This window comes from Vreelandella gomseomensis (genome assembly GCF_031451645.1).
Taxonomy (GTDB): Bacteria; Pseudomonadota; Gammaproteobacteria; order Pseudomonadales; family Halomonadaceae; genus Vreelandella; species Vreelandella gomseomensis.
On record NZ_JARWAI010000005.1, the window covers coordinates 91,222 to 106,708 of the forward strand.

Here is a 15,487-nt window from a genome sequence, read left to right on the forward strand (position 1 = left end):
TCTTACATCGCGCGGCACCGCTCAAGGAGAGGCAAACGTGAGCACACGTTTCTTGCACCATTTTTTTGAACCCCGCTCGCTGGCCGTTATCGGCGCGTCGGAGAATCCGGCCTCGCTAGGCGGCCTGGTGCTGCGCAACATCCATGAAGGTGGCTTCAAGGGACAGCGTTGGGCGGTCAACCTGAAAGGCTATGATCAGGTATTTGGTGACCCCTGTGTCAAACGCGTCGACGACCTTCCCGAGATTCCCGACCTTGCCATCATCTGTTCGCCCATCGAGGGCGTGCCCAAGTTGATTCAACAGCTTGGCAAGTTTGGTGTGAAAGCGGCGCTGGTACTGTCCGGCGGTGCCTACCTGGATCGCGACAAGGGCAACAAGGGATCGATCCGCGAGCGCATGCTGAGCGCGGCCCGCGAATCCGGCATCCGGGTGCTGGGCCCTGAATGCATGGGCTTGATCGTGCCCGCCAAGAAACTCAACGCCTCCTATGCCAGCCAGCCGGTCAAGGCAGGACGGGTGGCGTATCTAGGGCAGTCGGGCATGCTCGCCAATGCCATGATCGATTGGGCCGCCGGGCGCGATGTGGGGTTTTCCCACCTGATTACCGTGGGCAACAGCGTTGATGTCCTGCTGCCGGATATGATCGATTACGTGAACCAATTTTCGCCGGCCCAGGCAATACTGCTCCACCTTGAGCGAATATCCGACGCGCAGCATTTCATGACAGCGGTGCGAGACGCTTCCCGAAATCGGCTCGTGCTGGCCATTAAAAGCGGGCGTACCTTTGCCTCGGACATCTCCGGGATGGCACCGACCCCCGGCATCGCCAATCGCGACGTGGTGTTTGATGCGGCCTTCTCCCGCGCTGGCGTGGTGCGCGTCGACGACTCCGACGAGCTGCTCGACGCCCTGGAAACGCTGTCGCGCATGAAACCGCTGCGCGGCGATCGGCTGGCGGTGGTGTCCAACGGTTTAGGCCCAGCCATGCTGGCGATCGACAAACTGATCAGCGCCGGGGGCAAACTGGCGGAGTTCAGCGACGATACTCAGCAGGCACTGCGCAAGAGCGAGATCGAGGTCAGCAAACCGGGGGAAAATCCCGTTGATCTCGGCGGCAATGCCACCCCTGAGCGATTTGTCGAAGCGCTGCGAATCGTGGCCGCCGACACCAATGTGGATGCGGTTCTGGTGGTGCATGCGCCGACGCGACTCGCCCCTTCGCTGGTGACCGCCCAGGCGCTGATAGCCAACCGCAAGTCGTTCCGGCGTAACCTGTTGACCAGTTGGATGGGATTGAAGGAGGCGTTGAATGCCCGCCACGAATGCAACCTGGCGGGCATTCCTACCTATATTTCGCCCGAAAAGGCGGTCAAAGCCTTCATGCACATGGTGGATTACCAGCGCGTGCAGCAATTGCTCCAGGAAACGCCCCCCAGCCTGCCATTTACCACCAGCGCCACAATCCGCGCTCAATGCCGTACGCTCATCAGTGACGCCAAGGCCGAGGGGCGGCAGACGTTAAGCCACTCGGAAACCGCCCAGGTGCTCGAGGCCTACGGCATTCCAGCCGCCACGAGCATTTACCTTACCCGTCCCGAACAGGCGCTGGAGGCGGCCACTCGGATTGAAGGCCCCAAAGCGTTGAAGGTCGTTCACGAAGGAAATTGTCGGCCTTATCGCTATCGCAAGCACCCGCATAAAATATCGGCAGGGCTGCTCCAGGATCTGGAAACCCCCGAGCAGGTGGCAGATGGAGTACGCCGGCTGGGCGAAAAAGTCAACGAAAAATTCCCTGAAAATGCCATTCATGAGTATTGCTTGCAGCCCATGCAGCGCGGCAAGCATTCCATGCAGGTATGCGCGGGCATCACGAGGGATCCGGTATTCGGGCCGCTGATCGTGTTTGGTATCGGGGGTTACAAGGTTAACATTCTTGCTGACCGGCAGGTGGCATTACCACCGCTCAACATGGGACTGGCCGCCGACGTGGTCAATCGCACCCATGCAGCTTCATTGATACGCGAGCATTCGTCAGACCCTGACCGTGATACCCAACATTTATGCCAACTGCTGGTGAAACTCTCGCAAATGGCCTCGGACCTTGGCGAGCTGCGCGGGCTGGAGCTCAACCCCTTGCTGCTCAACCGGGACGGCATCGTCGCGGTCGACTTCGCCATGGACTTGGGGCCGCCGGCGCGGTTTGCCATCATGCCCTATCCGGAAGAGCTGCGCGAATGGGTCACGCTGAAGAACGGCTGGCAGGTGGAGGTACGTCCCATCCGCGCCGAGGACGCGCCGTTGATCACCAATTTCCACCGCCAGCTGTCTGAAGAAAGCATCCGTTTTCGCTATTTTCATAACAAGTCGAATCTAACCCAGCGCGATCTATCGGTGCTGTCGCATATCAATTACGACCGCCAGATGGCCTTCATTGCAGAACACCAGCGCGACGATGGCAGTAAGGAGATGCTGGGCGTGGTGCGGGTGTGGAACGATCCGGATAACATCCGCACGGAGTTTTCGGTGATCATCCGCGACGACCTTCAGGGGTTGGGGATCGGCAGTCTATTGATGAAGAAAATGATCGACTACTGCACCAGCATCGGTACGCTGGAAATGGTGGGCAAGATCATGGCGGACAATCACCCCATGCGGGCATTGATGAAGCACCTGGGCTTCACCTGCCGCTATAACATGGAAGAACAGGTGATCGATGCCATCATGCGGCTCAACGAGCCCGAGAGCGAATGGCAACGCCATCGCCTGGAAAGCCTGCCTGACTGAAGCCGTTTTGCCCGCCGCTGGCCATTGATAGAACCAGCAATGAAGCACAAGCGGCGGGCAGCGCGTCAGGGAGCCAGGCGGAAAGAACTCCATTCACCGCCGTCGCGACGTTCGTAGCGGATGCGGTCGTGGAGGCGGCTGGGCTGGCCCTGCCAGAATTCGATCATGTCAGGCGAGACGCGGTAGCCGCCCCAATGAATAGGGCGTGGGATATCCTGCCCCTCGTAGGCCTGCTCGAAGCGTTTCTGACGCTCTTCGATCCAGTTGCGGTTGGGTATTACCACGCTTTGGGTGGCAATCCAGGCGCCCAGCTGACTACCCCGGGGGCGGCTGGCGAAATAGTCATCGGACTCTTCTCCAGCGACTTGTTCCACCGACCCTTCGATGCGTACCTGCCTGGAGATGGAAGGCCACCAGAAGGTGAGGGCTGCATAGGGTACGTTGCTGAGCTCGCTGCCCTTGTGGCTATGGTAGTTGGTGAAAAAGACCATGCCGTGCTCGTCGAACCCTTTCAGCAAGACCACACGCGCATGGGGACGGCCTTGGCTATCCACCGTCGCCAGCGTCATGGCGTTGCCGTCTTTGCCTTCCTGCTCGAGTGCCAGGGTGAACCACTCATCAAACAGGTCTAATGGATCATCAGGGGCCTGGGACTCGTCGAGCCGACCTCCTTCATAATCACGCCTGATATCCGCTATGTCGCGTGCCATTGCTAGGCTCTCCGTCAAGAATTTTTACCATGGTGGCGGGTGTGCTGACAAAGCTCAAGTAGCAAGCATTGCAATAAAACATAACGTTTCAATGCGTTATACACCCAGCCAACCAAAACGTTATGCCAGTGCCTACCTCTCATCATAATGGAAATCAGTGGGTCGCGCTGTCGATCCTGGTGTTTGTTGTGGCTATTTCTCGGCGCTGGTTGATACACATCACTGCGGCGCGCGAAGCTGGCGACTGCGAAATCGCGCGTACGCCATGCAGCCAGTAAACAAGGCAAGCGACAGCAGCGCTTCGGCAACCCCGCGCATGACCTGTGTGGGCAGCGTGGCCACCATCACGCCCTGGCTAAAATACAACAGGCTGACAAAGGCCAGCCATGCATGCCCGCGCGGGCGTTTGCCAAGAATGGACGGTAGAAACAGCACCAGCGGCAGCACAAACGCAATCATCGGCCGCCAGTTGAAGACGTCGCCCTGCACCATGAATCCGCGAAGCAACATCATCACCAGCAACAGGCCAAAACTAGTCAGCACCCATTGCCTGGCCCTCAGCGTCAGCAGGTCGATACCGTGGCGTTGCTCAAAGCGCTCCAGCCACTGCCTCATGACGCCTCCTCGCGCATCTTCTGCATGGCCAACGCGAGCTTGGCCAGTCGTTTGCCCTGGGCAACGCACAGGGCACGTTCGTGTTCATCCACCGAGCGGTCGCTGCGCGGCCCGGCAAGGTGACTTGAGCCGTAGGGCGTGCCGCCGCTTTGCGTGGCAAGCAGTTCCGTCGCGCTGTAGGGAACACCTGCATACACCATGCCATGGTGGAGCAGGGGGACCAGCATGGTCAGCAGCGTGCTTTCCTGACCGCCGTGCAGGCTGGAGCTGGAGGTGAAGGCGCTCGCTGGTTTGTCGATCAGGGCGCCGTTGACCCAGAGGCTGCTGGTGGTGTCGAGAAAATACTTCAGCGGCGCGGCCATGTTGCCAAACCGAGTGGGGCTGCCCAGCGCAAGGCCGCTGCAGTGACGCAGGTCGTCAAGCTCGGCGTAAATCGCCCCCTCGTCGGGAATCTCGGGCGTTGTCGCCTCGCTGGTGGGCGACACCGATGGAACGGTACGCAGGCGAGCTTCCATGCCGGCTACCTGTTCGACACCCGCGGCCATCTGCTGCGCCATGGTGGCGGTGGCACCCGAGCGCGAATAATAGAGTATCAACACATAAGGTAATGAACCGGACATAGTAGCTCCAAAATAGTAACGCCAAACGAGAGATGGCCTTAGGGTACCAGAGCAACGTAGGCAGCCGGTAATGGCACGCGCAGGCCTTGTGCATTAGGCAACCGCTGATATACCCAGGCGCGGCTGCCGTCAGCCAGTTGCTTTTCGACGCGCTCGTAGCGAATACCCAGGCGCTCGTAACGGTCGAGGCGGGCGAGCTGGTCGGCGGTGACGCTCAGGCGAAGGCCTTCCACCTGGCTGCCAGGCGAAGGCGATAAATCGAGCCCGTTGCGCTGATGGTCTTCAAGCGTGGCCGACTGGGGGTCGCCCGAGCTGCCCATCACCACCCAACGAACCGGCGCATAACGCAGCGTGCCATAGACAAACACTTGGTGTTCGCGCTGCTCGATATCGGCAAGCTCGTCGGGTCGCTCATAAAACCAGGGGCTGAGCATGGTCAGCCACAGCCAGCCCGCGAGTCCCAGCAGCAGTATTGCACAAAGTGCTAACAGGCGTTTGGCCCAAGCCATGGTGATGTCCTTATGCGACTCGTAAGGCGACTAGCGTGGCGTGACATTGCGTGGAAGACAAGCGTAACAATATGCTTAAGCAATCGATATGGGTTTGTTACGATGTATTGCCTATCCAATCGGAGAGCCTGCCATGAATCAGCAACTTCGTGATGAGATGGATTTTAGCGCGCTCGTCGGCGACGTTAAGCCGCTCCCCCGGCATAATCGTGCGGATACAGGCCCCCGGCGCCAGCAACCCTCCGAGGCGCAACTGGCCAGACGCGAGCGCGCCGAATCGGCAGTTGAAGAGCGTAATTTTCTGTCCGATGATTTTGTCGATCTCGTGCCGGCCTTCGATCCCATCGAATTTCGCCGCGAAGGCATTCAACAGGGGGTGGTCGATAAATTAAAGCACGGCGGCTACCCGGTTCAGGCTCAGCTGCATCTGCTGCGGCGTCCCCTTGCAGAATGCCGAGGGCTGATTTTCCCTTTCATTCAGGATGCTTACGCCAACGACTTGCGTTCGGTACTCATCGTTCACGGGCGCGGGCGTGATATCGACAGCCCGCCCAATGTGCTGCGCTCCTACGTTGCCAAATGGCTCCTTCAGTTTGATGAGGTGCAGGCCTACATTTCCGCCCAGCCCTCTGACGGCGGGCTGGGCGCGACTTGGGTCATGTTGCGCAAGAGCGACCGAGCCAAAGCCAATAACCGCGAACGCCAGCAGAAACGTCGGGGCTGACCGCTGACGCAAAAGGGCCGCCATTTAGGCGGCCCTTTTTGGGGGGAATGACCACGGTTGCGCTGCTTAGCTGTCGGCGTTCAGGCGCTTTTCAAACAGCGCCTGGCGCTCTTCGACATCAGGCTGATAGCGCACGCTGAAGGCATTAAGTGCGCGCAGGGCATCGTCAGGGTGCTGGTCGTCGCGCAGGGCCATGGCATTGAAACCGCAGCGCTGCATGTAATTCAACTGGTCGACCAGCACATCACCCACCGCGCGGATTTCACCGCGATAGCCAAACCGCTCGCGCAGCAGGCGCGCGATGGAGTAGCCACGGCCGTCGGTGAACGCCGGAAAATCAATCGCGATCGCCGGGGCCGCGCTGATGCTCTTGACCAGTTCGGCGGTCAATTCGCAGTCGCTGGGCAGCAGCGGTGCCAGCTCGGTATCCTCCTGATTGGCCTCCCAGAGCGCCAGGGGGACAAACGCCGGGCGCTGCTCGGGGAGCGCCTCTGCATCGTAGGACACGCACCAGGCGTTTTCCGCCGCCAGTTCACCGTCGGCGATCAGATGGTCGACGTGCACCGGAGCCATTGATGGCGCATCGCCCGCCGTGGCATTACTTGGCATAAACGTGCTCCTTAAAGGGTTTCAGGCCAATGCGGCGATAGGTATCCAGGAAGCGCTCGTCTTCGTGACGCTGTGATACATATACCTGGAGGACTTTCTCGACCACACCGGGGACGTCTTCACGGAAGAACGACGGGCCAAGGATTTTACCCAATGAGGCGTCGTCGGTGGCGTTGCCGCCAATCGATACCTGGTAGTACTCCTCGCCCTTCTTGTCGACGCCCAGGATGCCGATATGGCCCACGTGGTGGTGGCCACAGGCATTCATGCAGCCGGAAATATTGAGATCCACAGGCCCCAGGTCGTAGAGGAAGTCGAGGTCTTCAAAACGTTCCTGCAGAGCCTGAGCGATGGGGATCGACACGGCATTGGCCAGACTGCAGTAGTCGCCGCCGGGGCAGCAGATAATATCGTTGAGCGTGCCCACCGTCGGATTGGCCATCCCCAGGGCGTCTAGCTCCTTCCAGAGCGCTTTGAGTTCATCCACCGGTACGTCCGAAAGAACCAGGTTCTGTTCGTGGGTCACGCGGACTTCGCCAAAGCTGTAGCGGTCGGCGAGGTCGGCAATCGCATCCATCTGGTCGGCCGTGACATCCCCCGGGGCGTGTTCGCGGCGTTTCAGCGACAGCGTCACGGCCTTGTAGCCGTACACCTTGTGGTCGGTGACGTTATTGGTCACGAAACGCGCGAAGCCACGATCATCCTGGCGTAGGCGCTCGAACGCCGCCACGGCAGCTTCGCCCACCTCGCGACGCTCAGGCTCGAGGAAGTGGGCTTTCGCCGCATCCACGGCGGCCTGATTGAGCGTTTGCGGGCCGTCTTTCAAGTGCGCCCACTCTTCCTCGACGCGGCGGCGATATTCTTCGATACCCAGCGCCTTGACCAGGATCTTGATCCGCGCCTTGAACTTGTTGTCACGGCGGCCAAACTGGTTGTACACCCGCACACAGGCTTCCAGGTAGGTCAGCAGGTGCTGCCAGGGCAGGTCGTCGCGAACCACATCGCCGATCATCGGCGTGCGGCCCAGGCCACCACCGGCGAGTACCCTGACGCGCAATTCGCCTGCGTCGTTGTACCACAGCCGCAGGCCGATATCGTGAACCTGAATGGCCGCACGATCCTGCGCGGCGCCGCTCACGGCAATCTTGAACTTGCGCGGCAGGTAAGCAAACTCCGGGTGCAGGGTCGACCATTGACGAATCAGCTCGCACCAGGGGCGCGGGTCTTCGACTTCGTCGTTGGCGATACCGGCAAACTGGTCACTGGTCGTGTTGCGGATGCAGTTACCGCTGGTCTGGATGGCATGCATCTCCACCTTGGCAAGGTCTGCCAGGATGTCCGGCACGTCTTCGATCGCCGGCCAGTTAAGCTGCAGATTCTGGCGCGTCGTGAAGTGACCATAGCCGCGATCATAGCGGCGGGTGATGTCGCCCAGTGCGCGCAGCTGATAGCCGGCGAGCATGCCATAGGGAATCGCGATGCGCAGCATCGGCGCATGTCGTTGGATATAGAGTCCATTCTGCAGACGCAGTGGACGAAATTCTTCCTCTCCCAAACGCCCGGCGCGGTAACGATCCATCTGATCGCGGAACTGAGCGACACGCTCATCTACCAGCGTTTGGTCGTGAATATCATAACGGTACATGGGGCACGGTCCTGCTAAAGCGAAGTTGTCACGTTGCAACGGGACGAATCAGTGTCGCCACCTTAACGCGGGCGTCATATTCTACAAAAGAATATATAATTATCTTTTTATCTCAAAATAGCATTTAAGCCGGCGACGACGCCCATTGGCGGCGTTGCCATATCCACAAAAAACCAGTTGAATTGATGAGCCGGTAAAGCAGCTGCATCAGCCAAATGCCGAGCAGGCCATGGCCAAGCTTCAACCCGACCCACCATGCCAGCGGTAAAAAGACCAGCCACTGCATGCCAAGCGTGACGATCATCACGGTGCGTTGAGCACCCGCACCCATCAGCGCTTGGGCCAGCACCAGCGCCGCCGCGTCGATTATCATCATCAGGCCGGTCAACTGCAGCGGCAGCGTCCCCAGGTCAATCAGTTCAGGGCTGCTGAAAAACAGCGCCAGCACCCATTCAGGCACCCACAGCATCGGCAGCGCCAACACGGCGAGCAGTAGCCACGCCACCCACAGCGCGTCCATTCCCCAGCGGTGGGCTTCTTGTTCGGCGTCTCGGCCAAGCGCTTCGCCGACCAGGCTCATGGCCGCCACCCCGACGCCAACGCCAGGAAGGATCAATAATAACGACAGGTTGATCAAGACGTGCCCCACGGCAACGCTTGCCGTGCCGAGCTGGCTCAACAGCCAGAACAGCACCGCGTAGCCGGCCGCGAACCAGAGCTGCTGGGCCGAATGCGGCAGCGCTAGCCGGGCGGTGGCGCGTAGTATCTGACTGTCGGGGCGTAATTGACGCCACCGCGCATAAGCGTCACGGCGCAGGGTCACCCATACCCAAAGCAGAAGCCCGACCATGATCGACAGCGTGGTGCCTACTCCCGCGCCCGTAGCGCCCAATCGAGGAAGCCCTGCGAGGCCAAAAATCAAGCCGGCGCTGAGTAGTACGTTGAGCAGATGCACGGCGACGATAATACGCAAATACAGTTGGGTATGCTGACGGCCGTTCCAATACCCTCTGAAACACAGGGTAAGGGCGATGGCCGTCAGCGCAAGCACGCGCCAGCGAAAGTAGTCGATGGCCACGTCATGCACGTCCGGCGCCGGCGATAGCCACTGCATAAGCCAGGGCGCCTGCCACCAAGCCAGCAAGGTCACCAGCATCCCGCTTAGCAAACCGAGCCATAGCCCGGCATAAAGCGGGGAGGTGAGGGAAGCGCTGGCCCCCTGGCGTTGCGCGGTTTGCGACTGAACGCTGGAAGAAAGACCGAACACCAATGCCGTCATCATGAACATGGCGTAGCCGCCAAGTCCGACGCCCGCCAAGGCGGTCTCACCCAGGCGGCCGACCATTGCCGCATCGACCAGGTTGAGCATGCTCTGCGACAGCATGCCCAGCATGATGGGCCAGGCCAGACGAACCACTTTACCGTGGCGGCGGGCGACGTACGACACCGTTAGCTCGGGTCGTAAGACAGCACCGGAGACAGCCAGCGTTCCATTTCTTCAAGCGGCATCTGTTTGCGCTCTGCCAATACCTTGACCTGGTCCTGGGTGATCTTGCCGGTTGAGAAATACTTGGATTGGGGGTGCGAAAAATACCAACCCGATACCGCAGCGGCCGGCCACATGGCAAAGTTCTCGGTCAGCGCAAGCCCGGTGTTAGCGGTGGCATCGAGCATCCGGAACAGGGTGGTTTTCTCGGTGTGGTCGGGGCACGCCGGGTAGCCCGGCGCCGGGCGGATGCCCTGGTATTTTTCGGCGATCAGCGCCTCGTTGTCGAGGGATTCCTGGGGTACATAGCCCCAGAATTCCTTGCGCACACGTTCGTGCATGCGCTCGGCGAAGGCTTCAGCCAGGCGATCCGTCAGCGCCTGAACCATGATGGCGTTATAGTCATCGCCGGCGGCTTCATAGGCCTTGGTCAGCTGGTCGACGCCGTGCCCGGTGGTCACCGCAAAGCCGCCAATCCAGTCGGCTTTGCCGCTGTCCTTGGGGGCAATGAAGTCCGCCAGACTGTAGCAGATGCCATCGCGTCCCTTGGTGGTCTGCTGGCGAATATGGTGCAGCCGTTCGACCACTTCGCTGCGCGACTCGTCGGCGTATACTTCAATGACGTCATCATCGACGGTATTGGCGGGCCACAGGCCGATCACGCCACGGGCCTGAATGCGCTTTTCATCGACCAGCTTGCCAAGCATCTGCTTAGCATCTTCAAACAGGTTGCGGGCTGCTTCGCCGACCACGTGATCGTCAAGAATCTTGGGGTATTTGCCCGCCAGCTGCCAGCTCATGAAAAACGGCGTCCAGTCGATGCGCTCGACCAGCTCGTCGAGGTCGTAGTTGTCGAAGGTCGTGAGCCCCAGTTGGTGAGGCTTGGCCGGCGTATAGCTGGCCCAGTCCGTGCGGAAGCGCCGTTTGCGCGCCTGGGTATAGTCCAGGTCGGCAGCTTTGGGGCGTCGCTTGGCGTTGCGCTCGCGAACCTTCTCGTACTCTTCGCGAATCTCGGCGACGTAAGGCGTCTTGAGCGCCGGCGTCAGCAGCCGGCCCGCGACCCCAACGGCCCGGGAAGCATCGGTAACATAAATAACAGGGTGGTCGTATTGCGGCTCGATCTTGACCGCCGTGTGCGCTTTCGACGTGGTCGCACCGCCAATCAGCAAGGGCAGCTCCATACCCTGGCGCTTCATTTCCTTGGCGACGTGAACCATTTCATCCAGCGACGGCGTAATCAGGCCGGACAGTCCGATGATGTCCGCGTTGTGATCCCGGGCGGCCTGAAGGATCTTGTCGGTGGGCACCATGACCCCAAGGTCGATGACCTCGTAGTTGTTGCACTGCAGAACCACGCCGACAATATTCTTGCCGATATCGTGCACGTCGCCCTTCACCGTCGCCATGACGATCTTGCCCTTGGCCTGGGTATCTTCGCTCTTTTCCGCTTCGATATAGGGAATCAGGTAGGCGACCGCCTGTTTCATGACCCGGGCGGACTTGACCACCTGGGGCAGGAACATCTTGCCCGCCCCGAACAGGTCGCCCACTACGTTCATGCCGTCCATCAACGGCCCTTCGATGACTTCGATAGGGCGTTCCGCTTCAGCGCGGGCCAGTTCGGTATCGTCCTCGATGTAGGCGGTAATGCCCTTGACCAGCGCGTGTTCGATACGCTTTTTGACCGGCCAGCTGCGCCACTCCAGGTCTTCCTTCTTTGCTGCGCCACTGCCGTCGCCCTTGTACTTGTCGGCAAGCTCCAGCAGCCGTTCGGTACTGTCGTCGCGGCGGTTGAGCACCACGTCTTCCACGGCCTCGCGCAGCTCGGCAGGGAGGTCGTCGTAGACCGCCAGCTGGCCGGCATTGACGATGCCCATGGTCAGGCCGGCACGAATCGCGTGATACAGGAAGACCGAGTGAATCGCCTCGCGAACCGGGTTGTTACCCCGGAAGGAAAACGACACGTTGGATACGCCGCCGGAAAGCATGGCATGGGGCAGGTGCTCGCGAATCCACTGTGATGCTTCAATAAAGTCGACGGCGTAGTTGTTGTGCTCTTCGATCCCCGTGGCAATGGCAAAGATGTTGGGGTCGAAGATGATATCTTCCGCCGGAAAGCCGATTTCATCGACCAGCAGGCGGTAGGCGCGCTCGCAGATCTCGGTCTTGCGCGCGAAGGTGTCGGCCTGGCCTTCCTCGTCGAACGCCATGACCACAATGGCGGCGCCAAAGCGGCGGCATTTGGTAGCCTGCTCGCGGAAGGCCGCTTCGCCTTCCTTGAGCGAGATGGAGTTGACCACGGCCTTGCCCTGAACGCACTTGAGGCCCGCCTCGATGATCTCCCACTTGGAGGAATCGATCATGATCGGTACGCGGGCGATATCGGGCTCACCGGCGATAAGATTCAGAAAGCGCACCATGGCTTCCTGAGACTCCAACATGCCTTCGTCCATGTTGATGTCGATGATCTGGGCGCCGTTTTCCACCTGTTCCAGGGCGACTTCCAGGGCGGTGGTGAAATCTTCTTCGACGATCAGTCGCTTGAAACGTGCCGACCCGGTCACATTGGTACGCTCCCCGACGTTGACGAACAGCGAGTCGGCTTCGATGTTGAACGGTTCGAGCCCGGATAAGCGGCAGGCGCGGGCGCGCTCGGGCACGCTGCGGGGCGCCAGGCCGTGAACGGCGTCCGCCACGGCGCGAATATGTTCCGGCGTCGAGCCGCAGCAGCCGCCAATGATGTTGACCAGGCCGCTTTGGGCGAACTCGCCGACAATCGCCGCCATTTCCTCGGGCGTCTGGTCGTATTCGCCAAATTCGTTGGGCAGACCGGCGTTGGGGTGCGCCGATACGAACGCATCCGCCTTGGTGGAAAGCTCTTCCAGATACGGGCGCAGTTCTTCAGCGCCGAGGGCGCAGTTAAGCCCCACGGAAAACGGCTGGGCGTGGCGAATGGAGTTCCAGAAGGCTTCCGTGGTTTGCCCCGACAGCGTGCGGCCGGAGGCATCCGTGATGGTGCCGGAGATCATCACCGGTAGCCGCTGACCGAGATCCTCGAACAGCTCTTCAAGTGCGTAGATCGCCGCTTTGGCATTGAGGGTGTCGAAGATGGTTTCGATCATGATGAGATCGGCACCGCCATCGATCAACGCCTGGGCCGCTTCGTAGTAATTGTCGCGCAGCTCATCAAAGGTGACGTTACGCTTGGAGGGGTCGTTGACGTCCGGCGACAGCGACGCCGTGCGCGACGTGGGGCCCAGCACCCCGGCGACGTAGCGGGGCACGCCGGTTTCCTTGGCGACAGCATCGCAGACGTCCCGGGCCAGCCGGGCCGACTCGCGGTTGAGCTCGACCACGATGGCTTCCATGCCGTAGTCGGCCTGGGAGAGACGCGTGCTGTTGAAGGTGTTGGTCTCGATAATGTCGGCACCGGCTTCGAGATAGTCCCGGTGGATACGGCTGACGATCTCGGGGCAGGTCAGCGCCAACAGGTCGTTATTGCCTTTCAGATCCGACGGCCAGTCGCTGAAACGCTCGCCACGAAACTCTTCCTCGCTGAGCTCGGCATTCTGCAACATGGTTCCCATGCCGCCATCCAGAATATGGATGCGTTGAGTCAGGCGTTGGGTCAGGGTCGCAATCAAATCACTAGCAGCCATGGCGGGGGAAGCTCTCCAGCGTTTCAGTCAAAAAGGGGGGTTGTTATCGTCGTTACTTCAAGTCCCAACGGGTCAGCGGCGCACTATCATAACAAAGCGACTCAGGCGGGGCAGCAATGTATTGTCTCGAATGCAGGGCGGCATTGGCGAAAGAAAGGGAGTATTATCGGCCAGACAGGGTGAATAGCCCAGTAAAACAGTCGGGATTGTGTCGGCGGCCGGTTTTGCTTACCATAGACACAAATGACATGTGAAGTGGCTACGCCACTGCCACGGGAGGAAGATACCCCTCATGACCGAGACTACCGAAGCCGATACCAACGTCGATACCCAAGGTATTGATATTACAGATAGCGCACAGGATTACCTGGCAGAGTTGCTGGAAAAGCAAAACGTCGAAGGTATTGCCGTGCGCATTTTCATTACCCAGCCGGGGACTCCCTACGCGGAAACCTGCCTGGCCTATTGCCGTCCGGGGGAAGAAGAGCCCACCGACGAGAAGCTGGAACTCGACAAGATCAATGTGTTCCTGGACAAGAATAGCCTGGCGTTCCTGGAAGAAGCCGTTGTCGATTTCAACGCCGATCGTATGGGCGGCCAGCTGACCATCAAGGCGCCCAACGCCAAGATGCCCAAGGTCAATGCCGACAGTCCGATGGAAGACCGCGTCAACTACGTGCTGTACAGCGAAATCAATCCTGGCCTTGCCTCTCATGGCGGCGAAGTCAAGCTGGTTGAGCTCACCGAGCAGAAAATGGCCGTGCTTGCCTTCGGCGGTGGCTGTCAGGGCTGCGCGGCCGTGGACTTGACCCTCAAGGACGGCGTCGAGAAAACGCTGATGGAGCGTATTCCCGAGCTGGCCGGCATCCGCGATGTCACCGATCACTCGGATACGACCAACGCCTACTATCGTTGATCCTTGCCGGTTATACACCTCAAAAAAGCCCAGCAAACGCTGGGCTTTTTTGTATCAGCCCTTTTGGCAGCTTATCTTTATGCCCCCCTCTAGTCCGGCTGATTGCCCGAACCGTCTTCCTTTTGATGCGACAGCGACGCGGGCAGGTTCGTCAATTGTTGCTGCATGGCGTCCATGCGTGACCACAGCTGTTCCTGCCAGGCGCTTTCCCGTGTTTCATGCTGCTGTGCCTGTCTGGCGAGCGACGCTTCCGCTGCCTCGCGTTGCTGGGTAACTTCCTCAAGGCGCTTCTGTAGGGTTTCCAGCGTTTCTTCTAGGCGGGTCTGCGCCTGACGTTGAGCTTGGGCCTCCAACTGCTGTTCATGCAACGTGCGCTCCAGGGTTTTTACCTCGCCAGCCAGCGTCTCATTACGCTTATCGGCCTGCTTCAAGCGCTGCTGATAAGCGGCTTCTTCCTGCGCGCGCTCCTGTCGGGCACTATCCAGCAAGCCCATCAGGCGATCTTCGGCAGCTTCGTGGCGCTGCTCTTCCTGAGCCAGACGCGTCTCCCACTCGGCCTGCTGGCGATTCAGCTGCTCGGCATGGCTTGCCTCACGTTCGGCCAGCTGCTGCTGGATCCGCTCATAGGCTTCTTGCGATTTGGCCGCTTCGCTACGGGCTTCATCAGACTGCGCCCGCCAGTGGGCTCCGTCCGATTGGCTGGCGGCAAGGTCACGGCTGAGCGCTTCCACTCGGGTTTCGGTATGCCGCAGGTGTTCGGCCAGGGCGCATTCGCGCTGCTCCGCGTTGGCGGCACGCTGATCAGCGTCGCTTGCCTCGCGTCGGGCAACCTCTACCTGTCGGTCGGCTTCTTCGCGATAGTGATGTAGCGCCTGCTGGGCAGCCTCCAGGGCTTCTTTCCAGAGCTCGCCGGCCAGGCTGGCGACGGCTTCGGGCACGCCCTTGGGCGGCGGCACGTCCCGGTTGTTGTCCCGCTCGATGCGCCACTGGCGGAAATGCTCGCTGATGGTGGTGTAGCTGCCGGTACCCAGCACTTCCCGAATGCGCTGCACGCTCGGGGTATCGCCCCGGGTGAGCAGCGTATCGATGGCCTGCTGAACATCGGAATACTGAATGCCGCTGCGCGCCATGGAGAGGCTCCTGTTGCGGGGGTTGATGGTGGTGATTGTGCCGCTATTCACTTCAAGAGGCAATATTACGTAATACGTA

General features: G+C 60.2%; 12 protein-coding genes. 3 read left to right on the forward strand and 9 right to left on the reverse strand.

Annotation, left to right across the window (positions count from 1 at the left end; translation table 11 throughout):
- Positions 1 to 37 precede the first annotated feature (37 nt).
- A complete protein-coding gene (locus QC815_RS07870; RefSeq protein ID WP_230448104.1) occupies positions 38 to 2,785 on the forward strand; it encodes a bifunctional acetate--CoA ligase family protein/GNAT family N-acetyltransferase in 2,748 nt (915 codons plus the stop codon).
- A 65-nt stretch (positions 2,786 to 2,850) separates the two neighbouring features.
- On the opposite strand, the gene pdxH is transcribed toward QC815_RS07870, so the two are convergent.
- The 4 genes from pdxH to QC815_RS07890 all read right to left on the reverse strand — a co-directional run bounded on the left by pdxH (position 2,851) and on the right by QC815_RS07890 (position 5,239).
- A complete protein-coding gene (gene pdxH, locus QC815_RS07875) occupies positions 2,851 to 3,495 on the reverse strand; it encodes a pyridoxamine 5'-phosphate oxidase (protein WP_230448103.1) in 645 nt (214 codons plus the stop codon).
- A 219-nt stretch (positions 3,496 to 3,714) separates the two neighbouring features.
- Positions 3,715 to 4,110 (reverse strand): DUF2069 domain-containing protein, encoded by a 396-nt coding sequence (locus tag QC815_RS07880; protein WP_230448102.1) that lies wholly within the window; start codon positions 4,108 to 4,110, stop codon positions 3,715 to 3,717.
- Positions 4,107 to 4,730 (reverse strand): NAD(P)H:quinone oxidoreductase, encoded by a 624-nt coding sequence (gene wrbA, locus QC815_RS07885; RefSeq protein WP_230448101.1) that lies wholly within the window; start codon positions 4,728 to 4,730, stop codon positions 4,107 to 4,109. The genes QC815_RS07880 and wrbA overlap by 4 nt, the downstream gene beginning before the upstream one ends.
- A 38-nt stretch (positions 4,731 to 4,768) precedes the next feature.
- Positions 4,769 to 5,239, reverse strand: a complete 471-nt coding sequence (locus QC815_RS07890) for a gamma-glutamylcyclotransferase family protein (RefSeq protein ID WP_309767953.1) — start codon at positions 5,237 to 5,239, stop codon at positions 4,769 to 4,771.
- Positions 5,240 to 5,372: 133 nt separating this feature from the next.
- Here QC815_RS07890 and smrA point away from each other — a divergent pair, with 133 nt between their 5' ends.
- Positions 5,373 to 5,963, forward strand: coding sequence for a DNA endonuclease SmrA (gene smrA, locus QC815_RS07895; RefSeq protein ID WP_230448099.1), 591 nt, complete (start codon positions 5,373 to 5,375; stop codon positions 5,961 to 5,963).
- 66 nt (positions 5,964 to 6,029) lie between these two features.
- Here smrA and QC815_RS07900 read toward each other — a convergent pair whose 3' ends face one another.
- From QC815_RS07900 to metH, 4 genes are all read right to left on the reverse strand, one after another.
- Positions 6,030 to 6,572 carry a DUF934 domain-containing protein gene (locus QC815_RS07900; RefSeq protein WP_309767955.1) on the reverse strand — a complete coding sequence of 181 codons (543 nt, stop codon included), beginning with the start codon at positions 6,570 to 6,572 and terminating at the stop codon, positions 6,030 to 6,032.
- Positions 6,562 to 8,217 (reverse strand): nitrite/sulfite reductase, encoded by a 1,656-nt coding sequence (locus QC815_RS07905; protein ID WP_309767957.1) that lies wholly within the window; start codon positions 8,215 to 8,217, stop codon positions 6,562 to 6,564. Before QC815_RS07905 ends, QC815_RS07900 begins: the two co-directional genes overlap by 11 nt.
- 124 nt (positions 8,218 to 8,341) lie before the next feature.
- A complete protein-coding gene (locus QC815_RS07910; RefSeq protein ID WP_422828686.1) occupies positions 8,342 to 9,610 on the reverse strand; it encodes an MATE family efflux transporter in 1,269 nt (422 codons plus the stop codon).
- Positions 9,611 to 9,666: 56 nt separating this feature from the next.
- Positions 9,667 to 13,362, reverse strand: coding sequence for a methionine synthase (gene metH / locus QC815_RS07915; RefSeq protein WP_230448095.1), 3,696 nt, complete (start codon positions 13,360 to 13,362; stop codon positions 9,667 to 9,669).
- 292 nt (positions 13,363 to 13,654) lie between these two features.
- Between metH and nfuA the strand changes: the two genes are divergently transcribed.
- Complete coding sequence (gene nfuA, locus QC815_RS07920; RefSeq protein ID WP_230448094.1) at positions 13,655 to 14,278, forward strand: Fe-S biogenesis protein NfuA; 624 nt, start codon at positions 13,655 to 13,657, stop codon at positions 14,276 to 14,278.
- An 89-nt stretch (positions 14,279 to 14,367) separates the two neighbouring features.
- On the opposite strand, the gene QC815_RS07925 is transcribed toward nfuA, so the two are convergent.
- Positions 14,368 to 15,408 (reverse strand): DNA-binding protein, encoded by a 1,041-nt coding sequence (locus QC815_RS07925; RefSeq protein ID WP_309767964.1) that lies wholly within the window; start codon positions 15,406 to 15,408, stop codon positions 14,368 to 14,370.
- Between the last annotated feature and the right edge of the window lie 79 nt (positions 15,409 to 15,487).

What these genes read in the sequence shown, in the direction of transcription:
- pdxH (WP_230448103.1), bottom strand. Translation starts at nt 3,495, where the DNA reads ATGGCACGCGACATAGCGGATATCAGGCGTGATTATGAAGGAGGTCGG.
- QC815_RS07880 (WP_230448102.1), bottom strand. Translation starts at nt 4,110, where the DNA reads ATGAGGCAGTGGCTGGAGCGCTTTGAGCAACGCCACGGTATCGACCTG.
- wrbA (WP_230448101.1), bottom strand. Translation starts at nt 4,730, where the DNA reads ATGTCCGGTTCATTACCTTATGTGTTGATACTCTATTATTCGCGCTCG.
- QC815_RS07890 (WP_309767953.1), bottom strand. Translation starts at nt 5,239, where the DNA reads ATGGCTTGGGCCAAACGCCTGTTAGCACTTTGTGCAATACTGCTGCTG.
- smrA (WP_230448099.1), top strand. Translation starts at nt 5,373, where the DNA reads ATGAATCAGCAACTTCGTGATGAGATGGATTTTAGCGCGCTCGTCGGC.
- QC815_RS07900 (WP_309767955.1), bottom strand. Translation starts at nt 6,572, where the DNA reads ATGCCAAGTAATGCCACGGCGGGCGATGCGCCATCAATGGCTCCGGTG.
- QC815_RS07905 (WP_309767957.1), bottom strand. Translation starts at nt 8,217, where the DNA reads ATGTACCGTTATGATATTCACGACCAAACGCTGGTAGATGAGCGTGTC.
- QC815_RS07910 (WP_422828686.1), bottom strand. Translation starts at nt 9,610, where the DNA reads ATGCTGGGCATGCTGTCGCAGAGCATGCTCAACCTGGTCGATGCGGCA.
- metH (WP_230448095.1), bottom strand. Translation starts at nt 13,362, where the DNA reads ATGGCTGCTAGTGATTTGATTGCGACCCTGACCCAACGCCTGACTCAA.
- nfuA (WP_230448094.1), top strand. Translation starts at nt 13,655, where the DNA reads ATGACCGAGACTACCGAAGCCGATACCAACGTCGATACCCAAGGTATT.
- QC815_RS07925 (WP_309767964.1), bottom strand. Translation starts at nt 15,408, where the DNA reads ATGGCGCGCAGCGGCATTCAGTATTCCGATGTTCAGCAGGCCATCGAT.